Below are 22,690 nucleotides of genomic sequence, written 5' to 3'. Positions count from 1 at the left end.
GGCGCGCCGACGAAGACAGTACGCCTGGCGGCCCAACGCGGCTATGGAGGGCGCGCGCATCGCGCGTGCGGCCTTACCTTTGTCAGGCGCTCTTGGGCGAGCTGCACTATATTGATGCGGATAGTCAGTGTGAATGGCGGCTGGACTTTCCAAACCTATTCATTTTGATGGGTTCGGTACCGGCTTGTCGGCTTCATGCGACATCTCGTCGGATACCGATCGTGCAATCAGGGACGATAGCAATAGACCATCGAGCGCCTCGTCTGCGCTTGCCTTGGGGGCCTTATTTCGAGGTATCGAACGGCCGTACCGCCCCCGTCTTCATTCCCGCCGCGGCGGCCTCCGACCGCATCGCCGCGATGCGCGCGCCCATTTGCGGGTGCGAGGCGAAATAGTGGGAGCCGGGGATGGCGCTGTCGTGGCTTTCCTGCAGCGATTCGAAGAATTCGGTCGCGCCGCCGACGTGCCCATAGCGGCACTGCAGCACCTGCAAGGCGGTAGCGTCGGCCGCCGCTTCACGTCCGCGCGAGTAGCTCGCTTCGCCCGCCTGCTGCACTGGCGCCAGCACGCCGGCCAGGGCCGAACCGTCGCCGGTCGCCAGCGTTGCCAGGCCGTAGAGCACGATGCCGCGTCCCAGCGCCCGCAGGTGGTCGCGGTGGGCCAGGTGCGACAACTCGTGCGCCAGCACGAAGGCCAGGCCGTTTTCGGACTGCACGTGCTCGAACAAGCCTGCGAAGACATAAATCGTCCCGCCGGGCACCACCACCGCGTTTGGCACAGTGGAATCGGTCAAGCGGAGCGTGGCCGGGCCCTTGATGCCGGCGCAGGCGCGCAGGCTGTCGGCCAGGGCCTGCACGCGTGCGACACGGGCGTCGTCCCCGCGGTCCCCTGGCGGCATGGCCGGGGTCTTCTCGGCGATGATGCGCGTGAGCGAGGCCTCGGTGCCTGCATCCATGTGGTCGACCACGGTGTCAATCAGCAGGCCGAGCACGAAGAAACCGGCCAGCGCCAGCACGCCCAGGCCGGCCAGGATGCGCAGGAAATCCGCGAGCGGATGCTCCTGCGTCACATTGTCATTGTGTTCCGGCAGCGAGGGCGTGTATTTCATGCCGCGTGCCTGGCGGGCTGCTCGGCAAAATACAGCGCGGTCGCGAAGGCAAACACCTCCACCGACCCGATGGCGCCTTGCATGTTCTTCGACAGCGAGGCCGTTTCCAGGCGCAGGTTGACGATCTCGTGGGCGCCCGGGCAGCTTTCTTTCAGGCGCAGCACGGCCTCGCGCTTGGCGCGGTCGAGCAGGCTTTCATAGGACTTCACAGGGCCGCCGACCACCTTGCGCAGCGCCGCGGCGGCGCGCTTGAAATAGTCGACCGAGACGACAACGCTGCCGCTGACGAGCTCGCAGCGCACGGGCTGGCCGGGGCTCAAAGGGACGCGGCTTGCCGTCGTCGGCAGCGCCAGCCAGGTTTTCTCGCGCGCGTATATCGAGCGGTAATGGCGCTTCTCGTTCATCTGGCCGAACACGTACCCCAGCACCAGCGGCACAACCCAGAACACCAGCAGGAAGATCAGTTCCATGTCAGCTCACGGTAACCGCGGTGCCGTAGACATAGATCTCGGCGGCGCCGACTGCCACCGACGAGGTCGAAAAGCGCACGTTGACGATGGCGTTCGCGCCCATCTGCCGGGCTTGCGCCTTCATGCGTTCGATCGCCTGCACGCGCGACTCTTCCAGCAGCTCGGTATAGCCGCGCAGTTCGCCGCCGACGATGTTCTTCAGGCCAGCCATGATGTCGCGGCCGACATGCTTGGCGCGCACGGTGCTGCCGGAAACGACGCCATGCGCCGCGGTGATGGTCTTGCCCGGAATGGTTTCGATATTACTGAGGAACATGGTCTGCTTTCAGGAAGAATGGCCGAGCGGGCATTCTAGGCATGCTTCTTTGATAATTGCAATATGGAAAGCAACCTGTTGTAACGAGCACAAAGCGCGCGGTGGTTGTGGGCGGGCGCGGCAAGGGGATGGGAATGGCGAGCGCCAGCGTCGTGCCGGCGCGAGGCGGTCGCCCGGGAGGCAGGCCTGTGCAGGCGGCAGGCGAAAAAAAACCCCGGCACACGGGCCGGGGCTTTTCTTTATAACTAGCCTGACGATAACCTACTTTCACACTGGTTGCAGCACTATCATCGGCGCAAAGTCGTTTCACGGTCCTGTTCGGGATGGGAAGGGGTGGGACCGACTTGCTATGGTCATCAGGCATGACTTGCTGGGCGTCTGTTCCACAACGGGGCAACAGATCCCTGAATTCCGGCGTGCATTCTAACAGGCAATATCGGCCGGCGCCAGCCCCGATTGCGTCGCGGACGCGTAAAATGCTCCCTTTGCCGTTTCCCTCCCTCTTCCTTCCCCCATGACGATCCTCCTTTCCACCCTGAACGCCCGCTATGCCCACGCTTCGCTGGGACTGCGCTACCTGCTGGCGAACATGGGGCCCTTAGCCGCCACGACCCGCATCCAGGAATTCGTGATCGGCGCCAAGACCACCGAGGTCGTCGAACGCCTGCTGGCAACGCGTCCGCGCATCATCGGCTTCGGCGTGTATATCTGGAACGTCGAGGAAACGACGAAGATCGTCGCCATGTTGAAGCGCGTCGCCCCCGAGGTGACGATCGTGCTGGGCGGACCGGAGGTATCGTTCGAAACCAATGAGCAGGAAATCTGCCGCCTGGCCGACTACGTCGTCACCGGCTGGGGAGATATCACCTTCCCGAAGCTGTGCGCCGAGATCCTGCACGGCCCCAAGCCGCTGATGAAGACCCATACCGGCGTGCAGCCGCCGATCGCCGAGATCGCCCTGCCCTACTCTTTATATAGTGCGGAGGATATTGCGCACCGTACGATCTATGTCGAAGCCTCGCGCGGTTGCCCTTTTAAATGCGAATTCTGCCTGTCCTCCCTCGACAAGACGGCCTGGCCCTTCCCGCTCGATGCCTTCCTCGCCGAGCTGGAATCGCTGTACGCCCGCGGCGCGCGCCTGTTCAAGTTCGTCGACCGCACCTTCAACCTGAACGTCAAGACCAGCCAACGGATCATGGGCTTCTTCCTGGAGAAGCTCGCGGCGAACCCTGACGACCCGGTCTATGCCCACTTCGAGCTGGTACCCGACCACCTGCCCGAAGCGCTGAAGCAAACCATCGCCCAGTTTCCGGCGGGCGCGCTGCAGTTCGAGATCGGCATCCAGAGTTTCAATCCCGAGGTGCAGGCATTGGTGAGCCGGCGCCAGAACAACGAGAAGGCGGCCGAGAACATCCGCTGGCTCTGCGAACACTCGCAGGCCCACCTGCACGTGGACCTGATCGCCGGCCTGCCGGGCGAGGACGTGCCGAGCTTCGCGCGCGGCTTCGACCAGCTGGTGGGCCTCGGTGCGCACGAGATCCAGTTCGGCATACTAAAACGCCTGCGCGGCACGCCGATCATCCGCCACACCGGGCCCTACGCGATGGTCTACGACCCGTATCCGCCCTACACCGTGCTGGCCACCAGCCTGATCGATTTTGCGACCATGCAGCGCCTGGTGCGCTTTGCCCGTTACTGGGACCTGGTGGCGAACTCGGGCCGCTTCGCGCACACGGTCAAGGAATTGCTGGGCGCGCGGCCGTTCGAGAACTTCATGGCCTTCTCCGACTGGCTGTACACGAAACTCGACGCCACCCACCGCATCGCCCTCGACAAGCTGGCCAAGCTGGTGGTCGAGTGGCTGCAGGTGACGGGTATGGGACGCGAGGCAGCGCAGGCGCTGGTGGCGAGCGACTACGCCGGCAGCATCGACGCCGGCGCCAAGGCGCAGGAGCGCCACGCCCAGGACAAGACGACGGCGGCCGCCGCGGTCGCGGCACCGGCACGCCAGGTACGCCACCTGGCAGCCTGAGCACGCTAGGGGGACCCTCAATGCAGAGTCGGCAAATTCCTTTTACACTGCAACAATGCAGATTGAAAATACGCCAATATTGACGATTCGACCTTCCGCCGGCGGCGCGGCGCAATCTGTCATGGCGAGCGGGGTCTGGCAGGTGCACGCGCTGAGCCAGAAAGGCATGCTCAAGCGTATTAACCGCACGCTGGCAGGCCTCAAGAACAAGTCCTCGCTCGACTGGGACCTGACCGAAGTGGCCAGCATCGACCACATCGGCGCCCAGATGCTCTGGAATGCCTGGGGCAAGAAGCGCCCCGCCAGACTGCAGCTCAATCCGCGCCAGGAAGAACTGTTCGCCCGCATCGAGAAGGCCAGCCGCCACAACTTGCCGCGTGCCAGGATTAGCCCGCTGAACTGGATCATCGCGCTCGGCGCCGGCCTGCTCAACTTCTTCGAACACCTGCACGGTTTCGTCGAACTGATCGGCCGCCTGGTCCAGGACCTGGGACGCTTCATCCGCCGTCCGAATACCGGGCCCTGGCGCGAAATCTCCGCCAATATCTACCACTCCGGGGTGCAGGCCCTGGGCATCACGGCGCTGGTCGGCTTCCTGATCGGCGTGGTGTTTGCCTACCTGGCGGCGCAGCAGCTGCGCATGCTCGGCGGCGACATCTTCGTGGTCAACCTGCTGGGCATGAGCGTCATCCGCGAGCTCGGGCCGCTGCTGGCGGCGATCCTGGTGGCGGGCCGCTCGGGCTCCTCGATCACGGCCCAGCTGGGCGTGATGAAGGTCACCGAGGAACTCGACGCCATGCTGGTGATGGGCATCTCGCATGGCTATCGCCTGATCATGCCAAAGGTGGTGGCGCTGGCGGTCTCGATGCCCTTGCTGGTGGTGTGGACCGACGCCATGGCGCTGATCGGCGGCATGGTATCGGCCAAGATCGAACTAGGGCTGTCGGCGCGCTACTTCCTGCAGAAGCTGCCGGACGCGGTGCCGCTGGTGAACTACACCATCGGCCTGCTGAAAGGCGTGGCTTTCGGCATGCTGATCGCGCTGTTGTCCTGCCACTTCGGCCTGCGCATCAAGCCGAACACGGAAAGCCTCGGGCGCGGCACCACCACCTCGGTGGTGACGGCCATCACCGTGGTGATCCTGGCCGATGCGGTCTTCGCCATCATCTTCAACGGGGTCGGCTTCTGATGGCGGAGAACCAGCGCACACAAGAGCTCAACCGCAAGCCCGAGGAGGACGTCGGTCCGCCGGTGGTCGAGATCCGCAACCTGTGGACCAAGTTCGGCAAGACCGTGGTGCACCAGGACCTGAACCTGGAAATCTATTCGGGCGAAATCCTCTCCATCGTCGGCGGTTCGGGGACCGGCAAGACCGTGCTGCTGCGCCAGATGCTGGGCCTGGAGCGCCCTACGCGGGGTTGCGTGCGCGTGTTCGGCGAAGACATCAGCGAGGCCGGTCCCGAGCAGCTCCAGCGCATGCGCAACCATTGGGGCATGCTGTTCCAGCAGGGCGCGTTGTATTCGGCGCTGACCGTGTTCGACAACATCGCCTTGCCGATGCGCGAACTGCGCGCGCTGCCCGACGACGTCATCCGCGATGCCGTGCTGCTGAAAATGGACATGGTGGGCCTGGGCGCCGAACACGCCAACAAGATGCCGGCCGACCTGTCGGGCGGCATGACCAAGCGTGCGGCCCTGGCACGCGCGCTGGCACTGGAGCCCCGGCTGCTGTTCCTGGACGAGCCCACCGCCGGCCTCGACCCCGACGCGTCGGACGCCTTCGTGACCCTGATCCACGCGCTGCACAGGGAGCTGAAACTGACTGTCGTCATGGTCACCCACGACCTCGACACGCTGTTTGCGCTGTCCTCGCGCATTGCGGTCCTGGCCGAAAAACACGTCCTGGCGGTGGGGCCATCGCGCGACGTGGTGGAGGTGGACCACCCATTCATCAAACAATTCTTCCTCGGCGGCCGCGGCCTGCGGGCACTCGAAGTGCTCGATGAACGCGATGAGGAACGCGAAGAGGAACGCAACGGCGCCGCCGAGGAACATCCAAAGGAGTGACATGGAAAACCGATCTTATGCCCTGATGACGGGTGTCTTCACGATCGCGCTGCTGGTGGCCGCGATCCTGGTGGGCCTCTGGCTGAACCGCGACAAGAACGAGTTCGCGCCCTACGAAATCATCACCACCCAGTCGATCCCGGGCCTGAACCCCCAGGCGACGGTGCGCTATCGCGGCCTGGAAGTGGGCCGCGTCGACGAGATCGTGTTCGATCCGAAGGTCACCGGCCAGATATTGATCCGCCTGTCGGTGGAAGAAGGCTCGCCGATCACTACCACCACCTTTGCCTCGCTGGGCTACCAGGGCGTGACCGGCATCGCCTTCATCCAGCTCGACGACGACCGCACCGGTTCGCCCCTCCTGAGGACCGACCCCGAGCACGTCGGCCGCATCCCGCTGCGTCCGGGCCTGCTCGACCAGCTGGAAAAGCGCGGTCTCGCCATCCTCGACCGCACCGAACAGATCACGGCGCGCATCAACAACCTGATGAGCGACGAAAACCAGAGGATCATCATCGGCTCCTTCGACAACATCAGCCGCGCCGCCGAGGCCTATGGCAAGATTCCCGAGCGCCTGGGCCCGACCATCGACAAGCTGCCGCGCCTGGCCGACAAGCTCGAACAGAGCCTGACCTCCTTCGACACCTTCGCCGACAGCGCCACCAGCACCGTGCGCAACTACGACCGCCTGGCCACCGGCCTGCAGGCCCCGGACGGCCCGCTCAACCGCCTGAACGACGCCATCGGCTCGCTCCGTGGCGTCACCAGCGACCTGGAATCGGACACCCTGCCGCACCTGACCCGCATGACCGACGAGGCGCGCACGGCCCTGCGCTCGGTGCGCCGCACCTCCGACGCGCTCGGCGACCGTCCGCAAAGCATCCTGTTCGGCGGCCCGAATGCCCAACCCGGCCCTGGCGAACCGGGCTTCGTCGCCCCGACCAAATGAGGATTACCCCCATGAACCTGTCCCGCATCCTTGGCGCCGCCCCTGCTGCTGTCGCTTGCCGGCTGCGCCTCCGAAAAGGCCGCGCCCACCACCCAGTTCGATTTCGGCCCGCTTGGCCCGCCAGCGAGCCAGGTGGCGCAGGCGCCACTGGCGGCCATCGTCGTGACGGACGCGACCGGCTCGCCGGCCTTCGAGAACGAACGCATGGTGTATCGCCTGGACTATGCCGATCCGCTGCAGGCACGCACCTATGCCAACAGCCGCTGGACGGCCAACCCGCTGCTCCTGGTGACCCAGCGCCTGAAGTCGCGCCTGGCCCAGGCCGGCGTGAAGGTACTGTCGGCAACCGACACGGCGACCACGGTGCCGATCCTGCGCATCGAAATCGACGACTTCAGCCATACCTTCGCCAGTACCAGCGCCAGCGAAGGCCGCCTGGTCCTGCGCGCCTCGCTCTTCAACGGCCATGCCCTGGCTGACCAGCGTACCTTTACACGCGCCACCCCGGCCCCCAGTGCCGATGCCGCCGGCGGCGCACGTGCCCTGGCTGCCAGCACCGACGGCGCCGCTGCCGACATCGTCGCCTGGCTCGCCGGCTTCGACAACCGCAAGCGATGACCGGGACCGACCCGCAGCACGCGGCGCCCGAGGACGCGCGGCCGCGCGGTTCTCCCGTGGCGCGCGCCGCGCTGCTGGCGTATCTGCTGCTGATCGTCTATGCCAGCTGGTATCCGTTTACCGGCTGGCGCAGCAATGGCCTGCCGCTGCTGTCGTTCATGAACCTGGTCAAGCAGCGCTACTGGACCGGCTTCGACGTGATGGTCAACATCGTCGGTTACGTGCCGCTCGGGATCCTGCTGGTGCTGGCCCTGTATCCGCTGGTGCGCGGGATCTGGGCGGCGCTGCTGGCGGCCATCCTCGGCTTCCTGGTCTCGGGCTCGATGGAAGCCGTGCAGAATTTCCTGCCCAGCCGCGTGCCCTCGAACCTCGATTTGCTGACCAATTCCGCCGGCGCCTTCGTCGGCGCCTGCATCGGCCCCTTCATTTCGCGCAGCCTGCTCGACCAGGGCCGCCTGTACCGGCTGCGTAAAAAATGGTTCGCGCCCCATGCCAGCCAGGGCCTGGTGCTGCTGGCCCTGTGGCCGCTGGCGCAGATTTATCCGCAGAGCTTCCTGTTCGGCCACGGCCAGGTGCTGCCGATCGTGTCAAGCTGGCTATCAAGCTGGTTCGACGAGGACATCGACCTGATCGCCATGCTGCGTCCCGGTCCGGCGATGAGCGTCGAACAGTACTGGCTGTCGGAAACCATCATCACCGCCTGCGGCATGGTCGGCGCCGCGCTCACCCTGCTGTGCCTGCTGCGCCGTGGTGCGCCGCGCTATACCCTGATGCTGCTGATGCTGGGCGCGGCCCTGCTCCTCAAAACACTGTCGAGCTCGCTGCTGTTCCGGCCCGACAATGCTTTCGTCTGGGTCACGCCCGGCGCCGAGGGCGGCTTCCTGATCGGCCTGATCATGCTGGCCGGGCTCGCCTTCGCGCCGCAGCTGGCCCAGCGCCGGCTGGCCGTGGTGACGCTGGTATTGAGTTTGATCGTGGTGAATACGATTCCGGCCAACCCGTATTTCACCTCGACCTTGCAGGGCTGGGTGCAGGGCAAATTCCTGAACTTCAACGGGGCGGCGCAGTTCCTGTCATTGCTGTGGCCTTTCTTTGCGCTGTGGTTCCTGCTGCTGCCTTCGCATAAATTGAACCGCGGGTAGATGCGTCCGCCCTGCGGTGATTCGGCCTTGCCCCAGAACGCGTATCATGGCGGCTGGCCATGCCGCCGATACCTGGATGAAAAGACATGAGCGACGAAAAACCTTTTTATGAACATCACGTGTTCTTCTGCATGAACGTGCGCGACGGCGAGAATTGCCGCCAGAGCTGCGGCAAATCCGGCGCCGAGATCGCGCAGAAGCATGCCAAGAAGCGCATCAAGGCCCTCGGCCTGAACGAGCCGGGCAAGGTACGCATCAACCAGGCCGGCTGCCTCGAGCGCTGCGAAGAGGGCCCGGTGGTCGTCATCTACCCGCAGGGCACCTGGTACACCTATGTCGACACGAGCGACATCGACGACATCATCGACACCCATATCCTTGGCGGCAAGATCGTCGAACGCCTGAAAATCTGATTTCCCAACGAATGAACAAGTTTTCGAAACGCTTTTTCCTGGATGGTCATGCAGGCAAGATGGAATGCATGCTCGACCTGCCCGAAGACGCGCCGCGCGGCATCGCGCTGGTCGCCCATCCGCATCCGCTGTACGGCGGCACGATGGAAAACAAGGTCACGCAAACGCTAGCACGCACCTTCGTCACGCTCGGCTATGCGACCGCCCGCTTCAACTTCCGCGGGGTCGGCCAGTCCGAGGGCGAGCACGATCGCGGCCATGGCGAGGTCGACGACATGCAGCTGATGATGGAACACATGCAGGCGCAGTATCCCGGCCTGCCGGTGGCCCTGTCCGGTTTTTCCTTCGGCACCTTTGTCCAGGCCCAGCTGCACGCGCGCCTGCTCAACGAAGGCAAGCCCGACGCCATCGAGCGTCTGGTGCTGGTCGGTACCGCGGCCGGCAAATGGCCGATGCCGAGCGTGCCGGAAGACACGATCCTGATTCACGGCGAGCTGGACGATACGATCACGCTGCAGATGGTGTTTGATTGGGCGCGGCCGCAGGAAATCCCGGTGATCGTGATCCCGGGCGCCGACCACTTCTTCCACCGCCGTCTCAATCCGATCAAAAATCTTGTCGTACAAATGTGGCGCCGTGACAATTGAGCGTAGTACTGACCTATAATGTGGCACTGCAGTGAACCCGTGCTGTCGGGCAACACCTGACGCTTGACGCGTAAGGGCGTGACGATGGCATCCGCACCACCCCTACTGACTTCTGATCTCCCATGAAAAAACTGATTGCGGCCCTGGCCGCCAGCCTCCTGACGCTGTCGGCGAGCGCGCAAACCGTGCCCGCCCCACAGATCGCCGCCAAGTCCTGGCTGCTGCTCGACGCCACCAGCGGCCAGGTCATCGCCGCCCAGGACCCGAATGCGCGTATCGAGCCAGCCTCGCTGACCAAGGTCATGACGGCCTACGTCACCTTCCAGGCGATCCGCGACAAGAAGCTGGCCCTGAACACCATGGTCAACGTGTCGACCCGCGCCTGGAAAGTCGACAACAGCAGCTCGAAGATGTTCATCGATCCGGCCACGCCAGTGAGCGTGAACGACCTGCTCCACGGCCTGATGGTGCAATCGGGTAACGACGCCGCCGTCGCCCTGGCCGAAGCCGTTGCCGGCGACGAAGGCACCTTTGTCGTGCTCATGAACCGCGAAGCGCAGCGCATGGGCCTCAAAAACACCCGTTTCGCCAACCCGCACGGCCTGCCGAGCCCGGACAACTTCTCGACCGCGAGCGACCTGGCGCGCCTGGCTGCGACCGTGATTGCCGACTTCCCCGAGTTCTACAAAATCGACTCGGTCAAGCAATTCACCTATAACAAGATCACCCAGCAGAACCGTAACCGCCTGCTGTGGCTCGACCCCACCGTCGACGGCATGAAGACCGGCCACACCGAATCCTCTGGCTACAGCATGATCGCCTCGGCCCGCCGCCCGAACGGCAATGCCGGCCAGCGCCGCCTGATCTCGGTGGTCTCGGGCGCCAGCTCGGATGCCGTGCGTACCCAGGAAAGCCAGAAGCTCCTGAACTGGGGCTTCCAGAACTTCGACACCGTCAAGCTGTACAGCAAGGGCCAGGCCGTGGCGACGCCGGAAGTGTGGAAAGGCGCGCAATCGAACGTCAAGATCGGTTTCACCAATGACGTCTTGATCACGGTGCCGAAAGGCGTCGCCGGCAAGCTCAAGCCTGTGCTCGAGCGCAAGGATCCGCTGGTGGCACCGCTGGCCCGCAACGGCCGCGTTGGCACCCTCAAAATGATGGTCGACAACAAGCCGCTGCTGGTGCTGCCGGTGGTGGCGCTGGAAGAAGTGCCGGAAGCGAGCATTTTCGGCCGCGCCTGGGATTCGATGCGCCTGATGATGAAGTAAGCGTTTTTTCTCGCACACGATGCCCGCCCGCTTCGCGCCGGCGGGCATTTTTTTTGCCGCTACTTGGGTCAGGCCGGGCCGTTATAATGAACCGTTACCATTTCTACAAATCCCGACCGATGACCCACTCCGCCGCGCCCTGCCCCCGCCTGTCCACCCGCAAGGATGGCCTCGAACTGTCGCGCATCGTGGCCGGCATGTGGCGCATGAACGAATGGGACATGCCGGTCGCGGCGCGCGTCGATTTCATCGAGCGCTGCCTCGAGATGGGCGTGACCAGCTTCGACCACGCCGACATCTACGGCAACTACAGCGTCGAGGGCCTGTTCGGCGAGGCGCTGCGTGCCTCTCCCGGCCTGCGCGCGCGCATGGAAATCGTCAGCAAGTGCGGCATCAAGCTGGTCTCCACAGCACGGCCAGCGCACAGCATCCAGCACTACGACACCTCGGCCGCGCACATCGTCGCTTCCTGCGAGGAATCGCTGCGCCAGCTCGGTACCGACTATCTCGACCTGCTGCTGATCCACCGCCCCGACCCGCTGATGGACTTCGACGAGGTCGCCGAGGCGTTTACGCGCCTGCAGAGGGAGGGCAAGGTGCGCCATGTCGGGGTATCGAATTTCACGCGCCACCAGTTCGAGTCGCTCAACCGCCGCGTGCCGCTGGCAACCAACCAGGTCGAGTTCTCGCCGCTGTACACGGGTCCGATGTTCGACGAGACCTTCGACGGCCTGCAAGACCTGGGCATCGCGCCCATGGTCTGGTCGCCGCTCGGTGGCGGGCGCCTGTTCACCTCGAACGACGCCCAGGCCATCGCGCTGCGCGACGTCGTCAAGGAAGTGGCCGGACGCACGGGACAATCGTTTGCCAGCGTCGTCTTTGCCTGGATCATGGCCCTGCCAAGCCGCCCGTTGCCGATCACGGGCAGCGGACGCATCGACGCCGTGGCCGACGCCGTCACCGCCACCGGATTCGCGCTGGAACGCAGCGACTGGTTCGCCATCCTGCGCGCGCGCGCGGGCACGAAGTGGCCTGAGGCAGCCATGGCCGAGCCCGTCAAAATCGTCGAGGGCCGCGCCCTCTCGGCACAGCAAAAGAAAGACCTGCTGAACCGCTTGGCCCGCATCGAAGGCCAGCTGCGCGGTGTGCAGAAATTGATCGCGCTGGCGGCCGAACCCGCCGATTGCGAAGCGGTGGCCCAGCAGATGGCGGCGGCGCGCAAGGCGCTCGACCGCTCCTTCGTGCAGCTCCTGACGGCCAGCGTGGTGACCCATAGCGAGCAGGCCGAGGACCTGGACGCGGCCCGCGCCAGCGCCGTCCGGCTCGCTGCCCTGCTCGACAAGTTCGCCTGATCTGCTGCCCGCCGCGGCGGGATTTAGGACGCGGCAAGCCCCTTGCGGAAGAACACGACACGTTCCGTTTCCTCGAACCCCAGGGCGCAGTGCATGGCATGGCTGGCCACGTTTTCCAGCAGCGCGTCCGAGATCATGGGAGCCCTTCCGCGTCGAATCAGACCTCGTCGTCCTCATACACCAGCGGCGGCGCAATGCCGCGCCAGCCATTCATCCAGGCGATGTTGAGCAGGAGCGTGGCGCTGACGTACAACAGGAAGAACAGCACGAAGAAACGTGTGCGCAATATGATCAGCAACAGGATCGCGATCGCCAGGACGATATACATTCCTTTGGTCAACTTTTGCTTGCTGCTAGGAAAGCGTACGGTCGAGACCATCAGCGTGCCGACAGCCACCATCAGCGCCATCACGGCAAACGCCTGCGCATTGTTGACGACCGGGTCGGGCCAGGCGACGACGACCGAGGCGACGCAGGCGGCGCCGGCCGTGATGGGCATGCCGACGAAGTAGCGCGGATCGGTGCGTCCGACCGAGATGTTGAAGCGCGCCAGGCGCAGGGCGCCGCAGGCAACGAAGATGAAGCAGGCCAGCCCGCCCATGCGCACGATGGTCGGGTGCGCCGCGCTCATCTGGGCAAAACCGTAGCAGTACAGCAGCAGGCCAGGAGCGCAGCCGAAGTTCATGACGTCCGCGATTGAATCGAGCTGCACGCCGAAGGCCGACTGGGTGTTGGTGGCGCGGGCGACGAAGCCGTCGAGTGCGTCGAATACGCCGGCCAGCACCAGCAGGATCGCGGCCAGCCGGTAGTCGCCAGGTGCGCCGACCTGGGCATTGTCGACCGAAATGACGATGCTGCCGAAGCCGCAGGCGATCGACAGCAGGGTGACGAAACTCGGCAGGGCGAACTTGGCGCGTGCCAATCGGGCGGGGCGGGCTTGGTTCAAAGGATGTCCGGACAAGAAAATGATGTCCTTATTCTACCGTGGCAGGGCTGCTGTGGTCGCGCACGTACCGGCGCAGTATCCGACGCGGTAGCCGACGCGGTATCCGGCGCGGTAGCCGACGCGGTATCCGGCGCGGTGGCCGACGTCATACGTACAGAATTTCGCCTAGAATGGATTTTCCTTGGTTTGACCTTGATCAGGAGTGCACGGATGAGCGAGCTGCTGCGCGCGCGGATGATACTGGCGGGATGCGTGACCGCCCTGACCCTGGCTGCCTGTGGCGGTGGCGGTGGCGGCGACGCGAGCCCTGCTCCTGGCGTGGTCGGCAATACGCCGCCGACGGCGCCACCGACGGCACCACCGACGCAACCGGTAATTCCCAATCCACTCACGCCGGTACCGCCGGTCACCAACAACCCGCCCATCCCCGGTGCGCCGAATGCGCCTGTCGCCACCGGCAATATCGCACTCGACGGCCGCGAATGGATCAATTACCGCCGCGGCCTGATTGGCATGTCGACGCTCACCCACAGCAGCGTGATCGATATCGCGGCCCAGGGCCATTCCGACTACCAGCGCATCAACAACACCATCACGCACGTGCAGACGCCCGGCAAACAGGGCTTCACCGGTGCGGAACTCGCCGACCGCCTGCAGAGCGCCGGTTATGTCTTCAATGTCAACGCGAGCCGTGCCTATGGCGAAGTCATTTCCGCGACCAACAACGGCTCGGGCCAGTACATGGCCGAGGAGCTGATCACCGCGATCTACCACCGCTTCGTGATTTTCGAGCCGGTGTTCAAGGAAATCGGCACCGGCGCGGCGACGACGGCCCAGGGCTATAACTATTTCACCGCCAACTTCACCGCGAACAACGGTTACGGTACGGGCCTGCCCAGCGGCCAGGTAGCTGTATGGCCTTTCAATGGCATGGCGGCCGTGCCGCGCAATTTTTATAGCGACACCGAATCGCCCGATCCCGTCCCGGACCGCAACGAGGTCGGCTATCCGATCAGCGTGCACGCCAACATCGACAAGTCCGTCCGCGTGACGAGCTTTACGGTGCGTCCCCGTGGCGGCGCCGACCTGGCGGTGCGCCTGCTGACCGAGACCAACGACACCCACACCGGCGGCTCGTCGGCGGCGATCGTTCCGCTGGCGCCACTGGCGCCAAACACCGTCTACGAAGTGAACTTCTCCGGCACGGTCAGCGGCGTCGCTGTCAGCCGCAGCTGGACGTTCACGACCCTGTGAGCGGATGACGACGCCCGATCCGGCCCTCGCTTCCCCTTCGAAGGACACCGCAACGGTGCCCGACGTGGACGTGGCGGCCGGCATCGAGCGCCTGATGGGCAACCGCACGATCTACCTGCGCGCACTGGCGCGCTTTCGGGGCGATTACCGCGTTGCCGGCCCGGCCATCGGTCGTGCGCTGGCAAATGCCGACCTGCCGCTGGCGCGGCGCCTGGTGCACACGCTCAAGGGTGCGGCCGGCATGATCGAGGCTGGACCCTTGCATGGCGCGGCGATGGCGCTGGAGGAGGCATTGCGTCTCAGGACACCGGCGCCAGGCACGCCCTGTTCGACGCCCTGCTCGCGCACCTCGATGCCGCCCGGCGCGGTGCCTGCATACCCGGACGACTTGCTGGCGCCGGAGGAGCGCAGCGCACCGCCGCTGGACACCGGCACCGACGTCGTGGGCCGGCTGCGCGCGCTGCTCGGCAGCGGCGACGGCGCGGCGATCGAACTGGTGGAGGCGGCAGGCGCAACCCTGCGCAGGGAGCTCGGCGAGCGTACCAGTGCCGACCTCAGCGCGGCTGTCACGGCTTTCGACTACGAACGCGCGCTGGAACTGCTCGGCCGGTCACGCAATGCGGGAACGGAGCGCCACCTGGGCGGCAAATGAGCGGCAAATGCGCGGCACCTTAGCCGCCGGAAAGCACACCGCCCGGCGTTCGGTCTGACACATTGCCGGACGCAATGCCAGACACAAGAGCGGCGCCAACAACCCGACGCTGAAAACGGCGGCGTGCCGCGAAAGACGCGGAGCGAGTTGCGCCGCCATATGGATGAGGTGAAACGCGCTCAGCGCGTGTATTCGGCTTCTTCGTCGAAGGCGTCGGTGCAGTCCTTGCCGCAGAAGCGGCGTACGCTGTCGACCGGCTTCTCGCAATACCAGCACGATCCTTTCGGTGGCAGGCTCAGGCGTGTGGGACGTGCCTGGACGCCCCCCGCAGCCAGCGGTTCCGCTGCCGCACTGTCGTTCATCAAACTGTCTTGTATCGTTTCCAAGGTCTACCCCTTACCGGCAGCACGTCAAGTCATCAAACAAGATTACTTCAGTGGAACATCCCAGGCATGATCAATCGCAAATCCGGATTCCGTGCGCGGCAGCCCTGCCACAGCCGTTATCGATGCCCAGTGTGCGCTCAACCTGCCTGCGCCGCAATGACGTTGTTCCTGTCGTCCGACAGGTGCAGCAAGGGAACAACAGATCGCGGAATAGCCTGCGCGAACGGCACGGAAGGCCGTGCCAGCTGAGAAAAGCTTAGCATTATTGATAAGGTTTTTCGCGCCGAAGCAAGCGTGCGCGCTGCCATGGACGGCTTGTTGGCAAGGGGGCGTGCGGTTCAGCGCTTTTCGGGCTCGAGCGACACGCGCAAGCCGTTCGCCGTGGTGGCGATCCGGGTTGGCACATACTGCACGCCGGCATAGCGCAGCTCCTCCATGCGGAAACTGTAGATGGGGATATCCACCATGGTCCGGTCGAGCACGCCGTTGGCGGCGCGTGCCAGCTGGGCCTGCACTCCGGAATCGAGCCCGCCAATGTCGAAGCGCTCGATGCGCGGCTCGGCCAGGAAGACGCCGCTGCGTGCCGGGTCGATGTTCAGGCGCCCGGACAAGGCCAGCGTGCCGGCGAGGGGATTGCGCAGGAAGGATTGGGCCACCGTCGCCTCGACCGTCAGCGACACGCGGTCGCCCGGCAGCAGGCGCAATTGCGGGCGCGCCAGGCGCAGGTCGAACAGCTGCAGCAGGCGATGGTCGAGCGGGAAGCGGCGCTCGAGGCCGGCCTGCAGTGACGACAGCGGGATGTCGACATCGCGCGGGCCAAGGATGGACGCGCAGGAAGCCAGCAGCGTGGCGCCGGCGGCCACAGCCAGGCCCGTCAGCAGTGTGCGCCGTGCGCGGGTGTTCATCTCAGGCATGGTCACTCCTCTGTTTGCTCAGGGAGAGCCTAGCACGGCCGCGCGGAGGCATGCGCCGGGCTCGCTGCATGCACGGACTACATGGCTTCGATTTCGTAGAGTGGGTTCTGACCCCACGCGAGATCATCGCCAGCCAGTACGCGGCATGAAGCATTTGTAGGGTGGGCTCTCGAGCCCACGCGGGATCATCGCCAGTTGGTACGGGGCATGAAGCGGAGCTACCTCAGCTGGAGCGGGATCATTGATGGTGATCCCACGTGGTCAAGCGCCTCGCCTGCCGCGACCCGACGAAAGACCATCACTTCCCGATACAGAACCGGCTAAAAATCACCCCCAGCAAATCATCCGGCGTGAACTCCCCCGTAATGCTCGACAGCTGATCCTGCGCCAGGCGCAATTCCTCGGCAAAGAGGTCGAGCGACTGGTCATCCTGCGCCGCGTGCTGGCGCGCCATCTCCAGGTGCTCGCGCGCGCCACGCAACGCGATCAGGTGGCGTTCACGCGCCAAGTACAGCGATTCGCCGGTCTGCTGCCAGCCCGCGATGCGCAGCAGTTCCGCGCGCAACAGGTCGATGCCGGTCTTCTCGTTGGCCGACAGGTACAGGTGGGTCGCGTCCGGCGCGGTGTCGATCGCCGCGCGGTGGCCGGACAAATCGATCTTGTTCCAGATGCGCAGCACCGGCACGCCGGGCGGGAAGGCGGCGACGATGGTTTCGTCCGCGGCGCTCGGCCCGAGATTGGCGTCGAGCAGGTGCAGGATCACGTCCGCCTTGCCGACCTCTCCCCAGGTGCGCTCGATGCCGATGCGCTCGACCACGTCGATGCCCTCGTCGATCGCGCGGATGCCGGCGGTGTCGATGATGTTCAGCGGGATGCCCTCGATCTGGATCGTCTCGCTGACCTTGTCGCGGGTGGTGCCGGCGATCGGCGTGACGATCGCCACCTCCGCCCCCGCCAGCGCATTCAATAGCGAGGATTTGCCGACGTTCGGCTGGCCCACCAGCACCACGTTCAGGCCCTCGCGCAGGAGCGCCCCTTGCGCGGCCTGGCGGAACACGTGTTCGAGCGATTCGACGATCATGGCCAGCTGGCCGCGCGCATTCGATTTTTCGAGAAAATCGATTTCTTCTTCCGGAAAATCCAGCGTGGCCTCGACCAGCATGCGCAAATTGATGGTCTGCTCGACCAGGCGGTGCACCACCTGGGAGAACGCGCCCGACAGCGACTGCGACGCCGATTTCGCCGCCGCCTCGGTCGAGGCGTCGATCAGGTCGGCCACGGCCTCGGCCTGGGCCAGGTCGAGCTTGTCGTTGAGGTAAGCGCGGCGCGTGAATTCGCCCGGCTCGGCCAGGCGCAGGCCATGCGCGCGCCCCGCTTCCAGCACGCGCGCCAGCAGCATCTGCAGCACGACGGGGCCGCCGTGGCCATGCAGTTCCAGCACGTCTTCGCCGGTGTAGGAATGCGGTCCCTTGAAGTACAGGGCCAGTCCCTGGTCGATGACGCTGCCGTCGGGGGCCTTGAATGGAATATAGGTGGCATGGCGCGGCGCCAGCGTCGTGCCGGGGAACAGCGATTCGATCAGGACGCCGAGCGACTTGCCCGAGGCGCGGACGACGCCGATGCCGCCGCGTCCGGGTGCGGTGGCGATCGCCGCGATGGGAGAGGTGTCTAGCTTCATAGGAAAAGTGTAGCTGATAAAAAAAGCCCGTGACATGCACGGGCTTTCAAAGACGGCGTTCGGCTTACTTGGCGGCCGGCGTCATCTTCTTGGTAATGACCCACTGCTGCGCGATCGACACAAGGTTGTTCACCACCCAGTACAGGACCAGGCCGGACGGGAAGAAGACGAACATGACCGAGAACGCCAGCGGCATGAACATCATCATCTTGGCCTGCATCGGGTCGGCCGGCTGCGGGTTCAGCTTGGCGGTGACGAACATCGAGATCGCGTACAGCACCGGCAGGATGAACCACGGGTCAGGCTGGGTCAGGTCGGTGATCCAGCCGATCCACGGCGCGCCGCGCATCTCGACGGAGGCCTGCAGCACGTAGTACAGGGCCAGGAACACCGGCATCTGCACCAGGATCGGCAGGCAGCCGCCCAGCGGGTTGATCTTCTCGGCCTTGTACAGCTCCATCGTGGCCTGCTGCATCTTCATCGGGTCGTTCTTGAAGCGCTCGCGGATCGCCTGCATCTTCGGCGTCACCACGCGCATCTTCGCCATGCTGCGGTAGCCGGCGGCCGACAGCGGGAAGAAGGCCAGCTTGATCAGGATCGTGAAGACGATGATGGTCCAGCCCCAGTTGCCCAGCAGTCCATGAATAAAATCGATGATCATGAACAGCGGTTTCGCGATGATCGCGAACATGCCGTAGTCTTTCACCAGTTCCAGGCCCGGGGTGATCTTTTCCAGGGTCTTCTCGTCCTGCGGGCCCGAGTACAGGCGCGCCGTGTTCGAGACCGTGGCGCCAGGCTGCAGGGTGCCCAGCGGCTGGTTGGTGCCGATCGCGTACAGGTTGGTCGCTTCCTTGCGCGTGTAGATGTCGCGCGAGGCATTGTCCGCCGGGATGAAGGCCGAGACGAAGAAGTGCTGGGAAATCGCTACCCAGCCGCTGTTGGCTTTCTTCGAATGGTCGGCCTTGTTCTTCTCGATGGCTTCGAAGGACAGCTTCTGGTACTTGTCTTCCGGCGTGAACAGGGTCGGGCCGGTGAAGCTCGGGCTGAACCAGGAGCTGCCTTCCGGCTTGTTGCCGTCGTGCTGAAGCTGCAGGTAGAGCCATGGCTGGACCGGGGCCGCGGTCAGGTTCGTGACGTCATGGCGCATGTCGATGACGTAGTCGCCACGCTTGAAAGTCAGCGTCTTGGTGAGCTTGACGCCGCCCTGCTCGGCGTCGAGCACGAGCTGCACGGTGTTACCGTTGTCGAGCGTACGCGCGCCCGGACGCGGCACGAACACGGTGTTATGGTTCGGCATGGCGCCGGCCGGGGTCGCACCACTGAGGCCGGTCTGGCCCAGGTAGACGTTGTTGCCGCCCACATTGAACAGCACCTGGTTCTTCGTCTTGTCGAAGTGGTCCGGGTACTTCAGCAGCTCGAGGCGGCGAATCACGCCGCCGACGGTGTCGATTTCCGCCTTGACGACGTCGGTGGTGATGGTGATGCGTTCGGCAGGCGCGGCTGCGGGCGCTGCGGCCTGGCCAGGCGCGCCTGGCGCGGCACCTGCCTGGGCGCCGGCGGCCGGCACACCGGTGGTGGCATTGGCGGCGGGTGCCTGGGCGACCTTGGCCGGCGGCGCGCCCGAGAACATCGACTGCTTGCCGTTCGCTACCATCCACTTATCCCAAAGGATGAAGATCGAGAAAGCGAAGACAACCCACAGAATGGTACGTTTATTGATTTCCATTGAGGTATTGATCAGGAGTGGTTGCAACCGCAAGCGGCTGAGTGGGAATGCCCGTCCCGGCGCGGAGGCACGGGATCGAGCCCGCCCGGGTTCCGGGGATGGCAGCGGCCAAGGCGGCGCGCGGCCAGCCAGCTGCCGCGCAGCGCGCCGTGCAACTGGAGCGCCTCGAGGGCATAACCGGAACAGGACGGATAAAAGCGGCAGTTCTGCCCGAGCATCGGCGACAGCACGAGCCGGTAGGCACGCACGATCCAGATGAGCAGGGTTTTCATGGCGTTGGCGGCGTTGGCACCGGCGCCGGCGGGGCCGGGCGGCGTGGACGCTGGGCGTCCGGGTGCTGCGACCCAAGCAAGCGCGACAGTTCGGCGTGCAGCAGGCGCTTGAGCGCGCTGTTGGTGGCCGGGCCAGCCTTGGTGTTCACCGGACGCGCCAGGCGCACGATGCAGTCGACCGCCACGATCTGGTTCGTACGAAACAGTTCGCGGGTGACGCGCTTGATGGTATTGCGGGTGACCGCCCGCGGTGCGAAGCGCTTGGCCGCGACAATGCCCAGCCGCGCATGGGGCAGCGGGCTGGGGCGGGTATAGAGCACGAAATGCGCGGACTTTTGCGTGGGCCGCAAACGAAAAACGGATGAAAACTCATCCGTTTTTAGAATGCGCCGAGCGCGCGCGAAGTCGTGCGAACCTTCGCCTGGCATGACCGGCCGCGGGTCGAGCAGCGAACTGGCTTAGACAGCCAGACGCTTGCGGCCCTTGGCGCGGCGTGCGTTCAGGACTTGACGGCCACCACGGGTAGCCATGCGTGCGCGGAAGCCGTGCGTGCGCTTGCGACGGACGACGGAAGGTTGGTAAGTACGTTTCATGGTGGTCTCGCTTAAAGCAAAATAGTGTGCAAATCGGGTCTGACGTCTTCTCGTCAGGAATCGGCGCCAATGACAGTTCGCAGTTGTTAAGCCAGCGTCACGCCTTAGCATCGTCCGTGCATTTATCAACCATCAATTGCTTGGCTGACAGGTGGGCGGACAGGGAACCCTGAATTAGACTCTATTTGGCGCAAGGCTGTCAAGGCAGCTGTTGTTTCCACTGAGGATAACTTCGTCTTTATCCCCAGCTCGCGTTGAAAAATCTGCGGCAACCTGTGGATAACTTGCGGCGAGACGGGTAAAATAGCGTGTTACGTATCATTAAGCACCGCACATGGAAAACTTTTGGCAGACCGCTTCCGCGCAGCTGGAGCTCGAGCTGACGCCGCAACAATATAGCGCGTGGATCAAGCCACTCGTCGCCCTCGACTACGAGGACGGCAAACTGCGCATCGCGGCGCCCAACCGCTTCAAGCTCGACTGGGTCAAGACGCAGTTCGCCAACCGCATCACCGCCCTCGCCTGCCAGTACTGGGAAGCCCCGGTCGAGGTGCAGTTCGTCCTCGATCCGCGCCTGAACGCGAAAAAGCCGGACGCCGTGCGCCCTGCGCCCGTGAACCAGGTAGAGCCGGGCCAGCTAAGGCCAATGAACCCGGCGCCGGAACCCCAGCAGAACTTGAACATCGCCAACTCGCCGAAGCGCGAGCAGAGCCGCATCAACCCGGACCTGACTTTTGACAGCTTCGTGACCGGTAAGGCCAACCAGCTGGCGCGCGCCGCCGCCATTCAAGTGGCGAACAACCCGGGCGTGTCCTACAACCCGCTGTTCTTCTACGGCGGCGTCGGCCTCGGTAAAACCCACTTGATCCATGCGATCGGCAACCAGGTGATGGTGGATAACCCAGGCGCCCGCATCCGCTACATCCACGCCGAGCAGTATGTGCGCGACGTCGTCACCGCTTACCAGCGCAAGGGTTTCGACGACTTCAAGCACTATTACCACTCGCTCGACATGCTGCTGATCGACGATATCCAGTTCTTCGGCGGGAAAAGCCGCACGCAGGAAGAGTTCTTCTATGCGTTCGAAGCGCTGATCGCGGCCAAGAAGCAGATCATCATCACCTCGGATACCTATCCGAAAGAAATCACCGGCATGGACGACCGCCTGATTTCGCGCTTCGACTCCGGCCTGACGGTCGCAATCGAACCGCCGGAACTGGAAATGCGCGTGGCCATCCTGCTCAAGAAAGCGCAATCGGAAGGCGTGGTCCTGTCGGACGACGTTGCCTTTTTTGTTGCGAAACACCTGCGCTCGAACGTGCGCGAGCTGGAAGGCGCACTGCGCAAGATCCTGGCCTATTCGCGCTTCCACGGGAAGGACATCACGATCGACATCGTGAAGGAAGCCCTGAAGGATTTGCTGTCGGTGCAGAACCGCCAGATCTCGGTAGAGAACATCCAGAAGACGGTTGCCGACTTCTTCAACATCAAGGTCGCCGACATGTATTCGAAGCGGCGCCCGGCGAACATCGCCCGCCCGCGCCAGATCGCGATGTACCTGGCCAAGGAGCTGACGCAAAAGAGCCTGCCGGAGATCGGCGAGCTGTTCGGCGGCCGCGACCACACGACCGTGCTGCACGCGGTGCGCAAGATCGCCGGCGACCGACAGAAAAATGCCGAGTGCAACCACGAGCTGCACGTGCTGGAACAGACGCTGAAGGGTTAAAACGTAGGGTGGACGGGTCGTAGTTCAGGCCCCCGGCCTGAACTACTCCACGCGTTCAACCGGCGGAAATGAACCATAACAGCGTATCGACATCCGGGTGCTTGTCGAACGCGTGGACGGCCAAGCCGTCCACCCTACATAAGTTTGTATTTGTACCCAGC

General features: G+C 64.5%; 24 protein-coding genes, 1 rRNA gene and 2 pseudogenes. 14 read left to right on the top strand and 13 right to left on the bottom strand.

What is annotated here, in order from left to right; translation table 11 throughout:
* Positions 1–283 precede the first annotated feature (283 nt).
* The 4 genes from G4G28_RS01595 to rrf all read right to left on the bottom strand — a co-directional run bounded on the left by G4G28_RS01595 (position 284) and on the right by rrf (position 2,255).
* Positions 284–1,108, bottom strand: coding sequence for a M48 family metallopeptidase (locus G4G28_RS01595; RefSeq protein ID WP_183107968.1), 825 nt, complete (start codon positions 1,106–1,108; stop codon positions 284–286).
* Positions 1,105–1,578, bottom strand: coding sequence for a YbjQ family protein (locus G4G28_RS01590; RefSeq protein WP_182990601.1), 474 nt, complete (start codon positions 1,576–1,578; stop codon positions 1,105–1,107). The genes G4G28_RS01595 and G4G28_RS01590 overlap by 4 nt, the downstream gene beginning before the upstream one ends.
* A gap of 1 nt (position 1,579) precedes the next feature.
* The gene (locus G4G28_RS01585; RefSeq protein ID WP_182990600.1) at positions 1,580–1,894 is read right to left on the bottom strand and encodes a YbjQ family protein; all 315 of its coding nucleotides are present in this window, start codon (positions 1,892–1,894) and stop codon (positions 1,580–1,582) included.
* Between the two features lie 248 nt (positions 1,895–2,142).
* Positions 2,143–2,255: ribosomal RNA gene (gene rrf, locus G4G28_RS01580) — 5S ribosomal RNA — on the bottom strand.
* A 153-nt stretch (positions 2,256–2,408) separates the two neighbouring features.
* On the opposite strand from rrf, the gene G4G28_RS01575 reads away from it, so the two are divergent.
* The 11 genes and pseudogenes from G4G28_RS01575 to G4G28_RS24665 all read left to right on the top strand — a co-directional run bounded on the left by G4G28_RS01575 (position 2,409) and on the right by G4G28_RS24665 (position 12,382).
* On the top strand, positions 2,409–3,926 hold the full coding sequence (locus tag G4G28_RS01575; RefSeq protein ID WP_183107967.1) for a B12-binding domain-containing radical SAM protein: 1,518 nt from the start codon (positions 2,409–2,411) through the stop codon (positions 3,924–3,926).
* Between the two features lie 55 nt (positions 3,927–3,981).
* Positions 3,982–5,115 (top strand): ABC transporter permease, encoded by a 1,134-nt coding sequence (locus tag G4G28_RS01570; protein ID WP_182990598.1) that lies wholly within the window; start codon positions 3,982–3,984, stop codon positions 5,113–5,115.
* Positions 5,115–5,993, top strand: a complete 879-nt coding sequence (locus tag G4G28_RS01565) for an ABC transporter ATP-binding protein (protein ID WP_182990597.1) — start codon at positions 5,115–5,117, stop codon at positions 5,991–5,993. Before G4G28_RS01570 ends, G4G28_RS01565 begins: the two co-directional genes overlap by 1 nt.
* Position 5,994: 1 nt before the next feature.
* Complete coding sequence (locus G4G28_RS01560) at positions 5,995–6,942, top strand: MlaD family protein (protein WP_183107966.1); 948 nt, start codon at positions 5,995–5,997, stop codon at positions 6,940–6,942.
* Between the two features lie 30 nt (positions 6,943–6,972).
* Positions 6,973–7,560, top strand: coding sequence for an ABC-type transport auxiliary lipoprotein family protein (locus tag G4G28_RS01555; protein WP_183107965.1), 588 nt, complete (start codon positions 6,973–6,975; stop codon positions 7,558–7,560).
* Positions 7,557–8,702: a VanZ family protein gene (locus tag G4G28_RS01550; protein ID WP_183107964.1), complete on the top strand. Its 1,146-nt coding sequence runs from the start codon at positions 7,557–7,559 to the stop codon at positions 8,700–8,702. Before G4G28_RS01555 ends, G4G28_RS01550 begins: the two co-directional genes overlap by 4 nt.
* An 86-nt stretch (positions 8,703–8,788) precedes the next feature.
* Positions 8,789–9,115, top strand: a complete 327-nt coding sequence (locus tag G4G28_RS01545; RefSeq protein WP_182990594.1) for a ferredoxin — start codon at positions 8,789–8,791, stop codon at positions 9,113–9,115.
* An 11-nt stretch (positions 9,116–9,126) separates the two neighbouring features.
* Complete coding sequence (locus G4G28_RS01540; protein WP_182990593.1) at positions 9,127–9,762, top strand: alpha/beta hydrolase; 636 nt, start codon at positions 9,127–9,129, stop codon at positions 9,760–9,762.
* 122 nt (positions 9,763–9,884) lie between these two features.
* Positions 9,885–11,030 (top strand): D-alanyl-D-alanine carboxypeptidase family protein, encoded by a 1,146-nt coding sequence (locus G4G28_RS01535; RefSeq protein WP_182990592.1) that lies wholly within the window; start codon positions 9,885–9,887, stop codon positions 11,028–11,030.
* A 119-nt stretch (positions 11,031–11,149) separates the two neighbouring features.
* Positions 11,150–12,066 (top strand): annotated as a pseudogene (locus G4G28_RS01530) (aldo/keto reductase family oxidoreductase).
* Between the two features lie 7 nt (positions 12,067–12,073).
* Entirely contained in the window at positions 12,074–12,382 is a 309-nt protein-coding gene (locus G4G28_RS24665) for a metal-sensitive transcriptional regulator (RefSeq protein WP_182990590.1), read from the top strand.
* Between the two features lie 23 nt (positions 12,383–12,405).
* Here the strand turns inward: G4G28_RS24665 and G4G28_RS01525 are convergent.
* Positions 12,406–12,513 (bottom strand): annotated as a pseudogene (locus G4G28_RS01525) (N-acetyltransferase); the annotation flags it as partial.
* A gap of 26 nt (positions 12,514–12,539) precedes the next feature.
* Entirely contained in the window at positions 12,540–13,328 is a 789-nt protein-coding gene (gene pssA, locus G4G28_RS01520) for a CDP-diacylglycerol--serine O-phosphatidyltransferase (protein WP_229425387.1), read from the bottom strand.
* 210 nt (positions 13,329–13,538) lie between these two features.
* Here pssA and G4G28_RS01515 point away from each other — a divergent pair, with 210 nt between their 5' ends.
* Positions 13,539–14,582, top strand: coding sequence for a CAP domain-containing protein (locus tag G4G28_RS01515; RefSeq protein WP_182990589.1), 1,044 nt, complete (start codon positions 13,539–13,541; stop codon positions 14,580–14,582).
* 4 nt (positions 14,583–14,586) lie between these two features.
* Positions 14,587–15,234, top strand: a complete 648-nt coding sequence (locus G4G28_RS01510; protein WP_183107962.1) for an Hpt domain-containing protein — start codon at positions 14,587–14,589, stop codon at positions 15,232–15,234.
* A 179-nt stretch (positions 15,235–15,413) separates the two neighbouring features.
* Here G4G28_RS01510 and G4G28_RS01505 read toward each other — a convergent pair whose 3' ends face one another.
* The 7 genes from G4G28_RS01505 to rpmH all read right to left on the bottom strand — a co-directional run bounded on the left by G4G28_RS01505 (position 15,414) and on the right by rpmH (position 20,803).
* Positions 15,414–15,620, bottom strand: a complete 207-nt coding sequence (locus G4G28_RS01505) for a hypothetical protein (RefSeq protein WP_229425385.1) — start codon at positions 15,618–15,620, stop codon at positions 15,414–15,416.
* A 338-nt stretch (positions 15,621–15,958) separates the two neighbouring features.
* Entirely contained in the window at positions 15,959–16,534 is a 576-nt protein-coding gene (locus G4G28_RS01500) for a DUF1439 domain-containing protein (RefSeq protein WP_229507850.1), read from the bottom strand.
* A gap of 298 nt (positions 16,535–16,832) precedes the next feature.
* Positions 16,833–18,212, bottom strand: a complete 1,380-nt coding sequence (gene mnmE / locus G4G28_RS01495; protein ID WP_183107961.1) for a tRNA uridine-5-carboxymethylaminomethyl(34) synthesis GTPase MnmE — start codon at positions 18,210–18,212, stop codon at positions 16,833–16,835.
* A 64-nt stretch (positions 18,213–18,276) separates the two neighbouring features.
* Positions 18,277–19,938, bottom strand: coding sequence for a membrane protein insertase YidC (gene yidC / locus G4G28_RS01490; RefSeq protein ID WP_182990587.1), 1,662 nt, complete (start codon positions 19,936–19,938; stop codon positions 18,277–18,279).
* Between the two features lie 11 nt (positions 19,939–19,949).
* On the bottom strand, positions 19,950–20,210 hold the full coding sequence (gene yidD / locus G4G28_RS01485) for a membrane protein insertion efficiency factor YidD (RefSeq protein ID WP_182990586.1): 261 nt from the start codon (positions 20,208–20,210) through the stop codon (positions 19,950–19,952).
* Entirely contained in the window at positions 20,207–20,560 is a 354-nt protein-coding gene (locus G4G28_RS01480; protein WP_308601614.1) for a ribonuclease P protein component, read from the bottom strand. The genes yidD and G4G28_RS01480 overlap by 4 nt, the downstream gene beginning before the upstream one ends.
* 108 nt (positions 20,561–20,668) lie before the next feature.
* A complete protein-coding gene (gene rpmH, locus G4G28_RS01475) occupies positions 20,669–20,803 on the bottom strand; it encodes a 50S ribosomal protein L34 (protein ID WP_040378179.1) in 135 nt (44 codons plus the stop codon).
* A 334-nt stretch (positions 20,804–21,137) separates the two neighbouring features.
* Here rpmH and dnaA point away from each other — a divergent pair, with 334 nt between their 5' ends.
* The gene (gene dnaA, locus G4G28_RS01470) at positions 21,138–22,529 is read left to right on the top strand and encodes a chromosomal replication initiator protein DnaA (protein ID WP_182990584.1); all 1,392 of its coding nucleotides are present in this window, start codon (positions 21,138–21,140) and stop codon (positions 22,527–22,529) included.
* Positions 22,530–22,690: the final 161 nt, after the last annotated feature.

It is taken from the genome of Massilia sp. Dwa41.01b, from assembly GCF_014171775.1.
Lineage (GTDB): Bacteria > Pseudomonadota > Gammaproteobacteria > Burkholderiales > Burkholderiaceae_D > Telluria.
Note: the sequence above shows the minus strand (reverse complement) of the source record. Positions and strands in the feature narration are given on the sequence as shown.

Excerpts from the sequence above, each read along its gene's own strand:
- G4G28_RS01595 (WP_183107968.1), bottom strand. The coding sequence starts at position 1,108 with ATGAAATACACGCCCTCGCTGCCGGAACACAATGACAATGTGACGCAG.
- G4G28_RS01590 (WP_182990601.1), bottom strand. The coding sequence starts at position 1,578 with ATGGAACTGATCTTCCTGCTGGTGTTCTGGGTTGTGCCGCTGGTGCTG.
- G4G28_RS01585 (WP_182990600.1), bottom strand. The coding sequence starts at position 1,894 with ATGTTCCTCAGTAATATCGAAACCATTCCGGGCAAGACCATCACCGCG.
- G4G28_RS01575 (WP_183107967.1), top strand. The coding sequence starts at position 2,409 with ATGACGATCCTCCTTTCCACCCTGAACGCCCGCTATGCCCACGCTTCG.
- G4G28_RS01570 (WP_182990598.1), top strand. The coding sequence starts at position 3,982 with ATGCAGATTGAAAATACGCCAATATTGACGATTCGACCTTCCGCCGGC.
- G4G28_RS01565 (WP_182990597.1), top strand. The coding sequence starts at position 5,115 with ATGGCGGAGAACCAGCGCACACAAGAGCTCAACCGCAAGCCCGAGGAG.
- G4G28_RS01560 (WP_183107966.1), top strand. The coding sequence starts at position 5,995 with ATGGAAAACCGATCTTATGCCCTGATGACGGGTGTCTTCACGATCGCG.
- G4G28_RS01550 (WP_183107964.1), top strand. The coding sequence starts at position 7,557 with ATGACCGGGACCGACCCGCAGCACGCGGCGCCCGAGGACGCGCGGCCG.
- G4G28_RS01545 (WP_182990594.1), top strand. The coding sequence starts at position 8,789 with ATGAGCGACGAAAAACCTTTTTATGAACATCACGTGTTCTTCTGCATG.
- G4G28_RS01540 (WP_182990593.1), top strand. The coding sequence starts at position 9,127 with ATGAACAAGTTTTCGAAACGCTTTTTCCTGGATGGTCATGCAGGCAAG.
- G4G28_RS01535 (WP_182990592.1), top strand. The coding sequence starts at position 9,885 with ATGAAAAAACTGATTGCGGCCCTGGCCGCCAGCCTCCTGACGCTGTCG.
- G4G28_RS24665 (WP_182990590.1), top strand. The coding sequence starts at position 12,074 with ATGGCCGAGCCCGTCAAAATCGTCGAGGGCCGCGCCCTCTCGGCACAG.
- G4G28_RS01515 (WP_182990589.1), top strand. The coding sequence starts at position 13,539 with ATGAGCGAGCTGCTGCGCGCGCGGATGATACTGGCGGGATGCGTGACC.
- G4G28_RS01510 (WP_183107962.1), top strand. The coding sequence starts at position 14,587 with ATGACGACGCCCGATCCGGCCCTCGCTTCCCCTTCGAAGGACACCGCA.
- G4G28_RS01500 (WP_229507850.1), bottom strand. The coding sequence starts at position 16,534 with ATGCCTGAGATGAACACCCGCGCACGGCGCACACTGCTGACGGGCCTG.
- mnmE (WP_183107961.1), bottom strand. The coding sequence starts at position 18,212 with ATGAAGCTAGACACCTCTCCCATCGCGGCGATCGCCACCGCACCCGGA.
- yidC (WP_182990587.1), bottom strand. The coding sequence starts at position 19,938 with ATGGAAATCAATAAACGTACCATTCTGTGGGTTGTCTTCGCTTTCTCG.
- yidD (WP_182990586.1), bottom strand. The coding sequence starts at position 20,210 with ATGAAAACCCTGCTCATCTGGATCGTGCGTGCCTACCGGCTCGTGCTG.
- rpmH (WP_040378179.1), bottom strand. The coding sequence starts at position 20,803 with ATGAAACGTACTTACCAACCTTCCGTCGTCCGTCGCAAGCGCACGCAC.
- dnaA (WP_182990584.1), top strand. The coding sequence starts at position 21,138 with ATGGAAAACTTTTGGCAGACCGCTTCCGCGCAGCTGGAGCTCGAGCTG.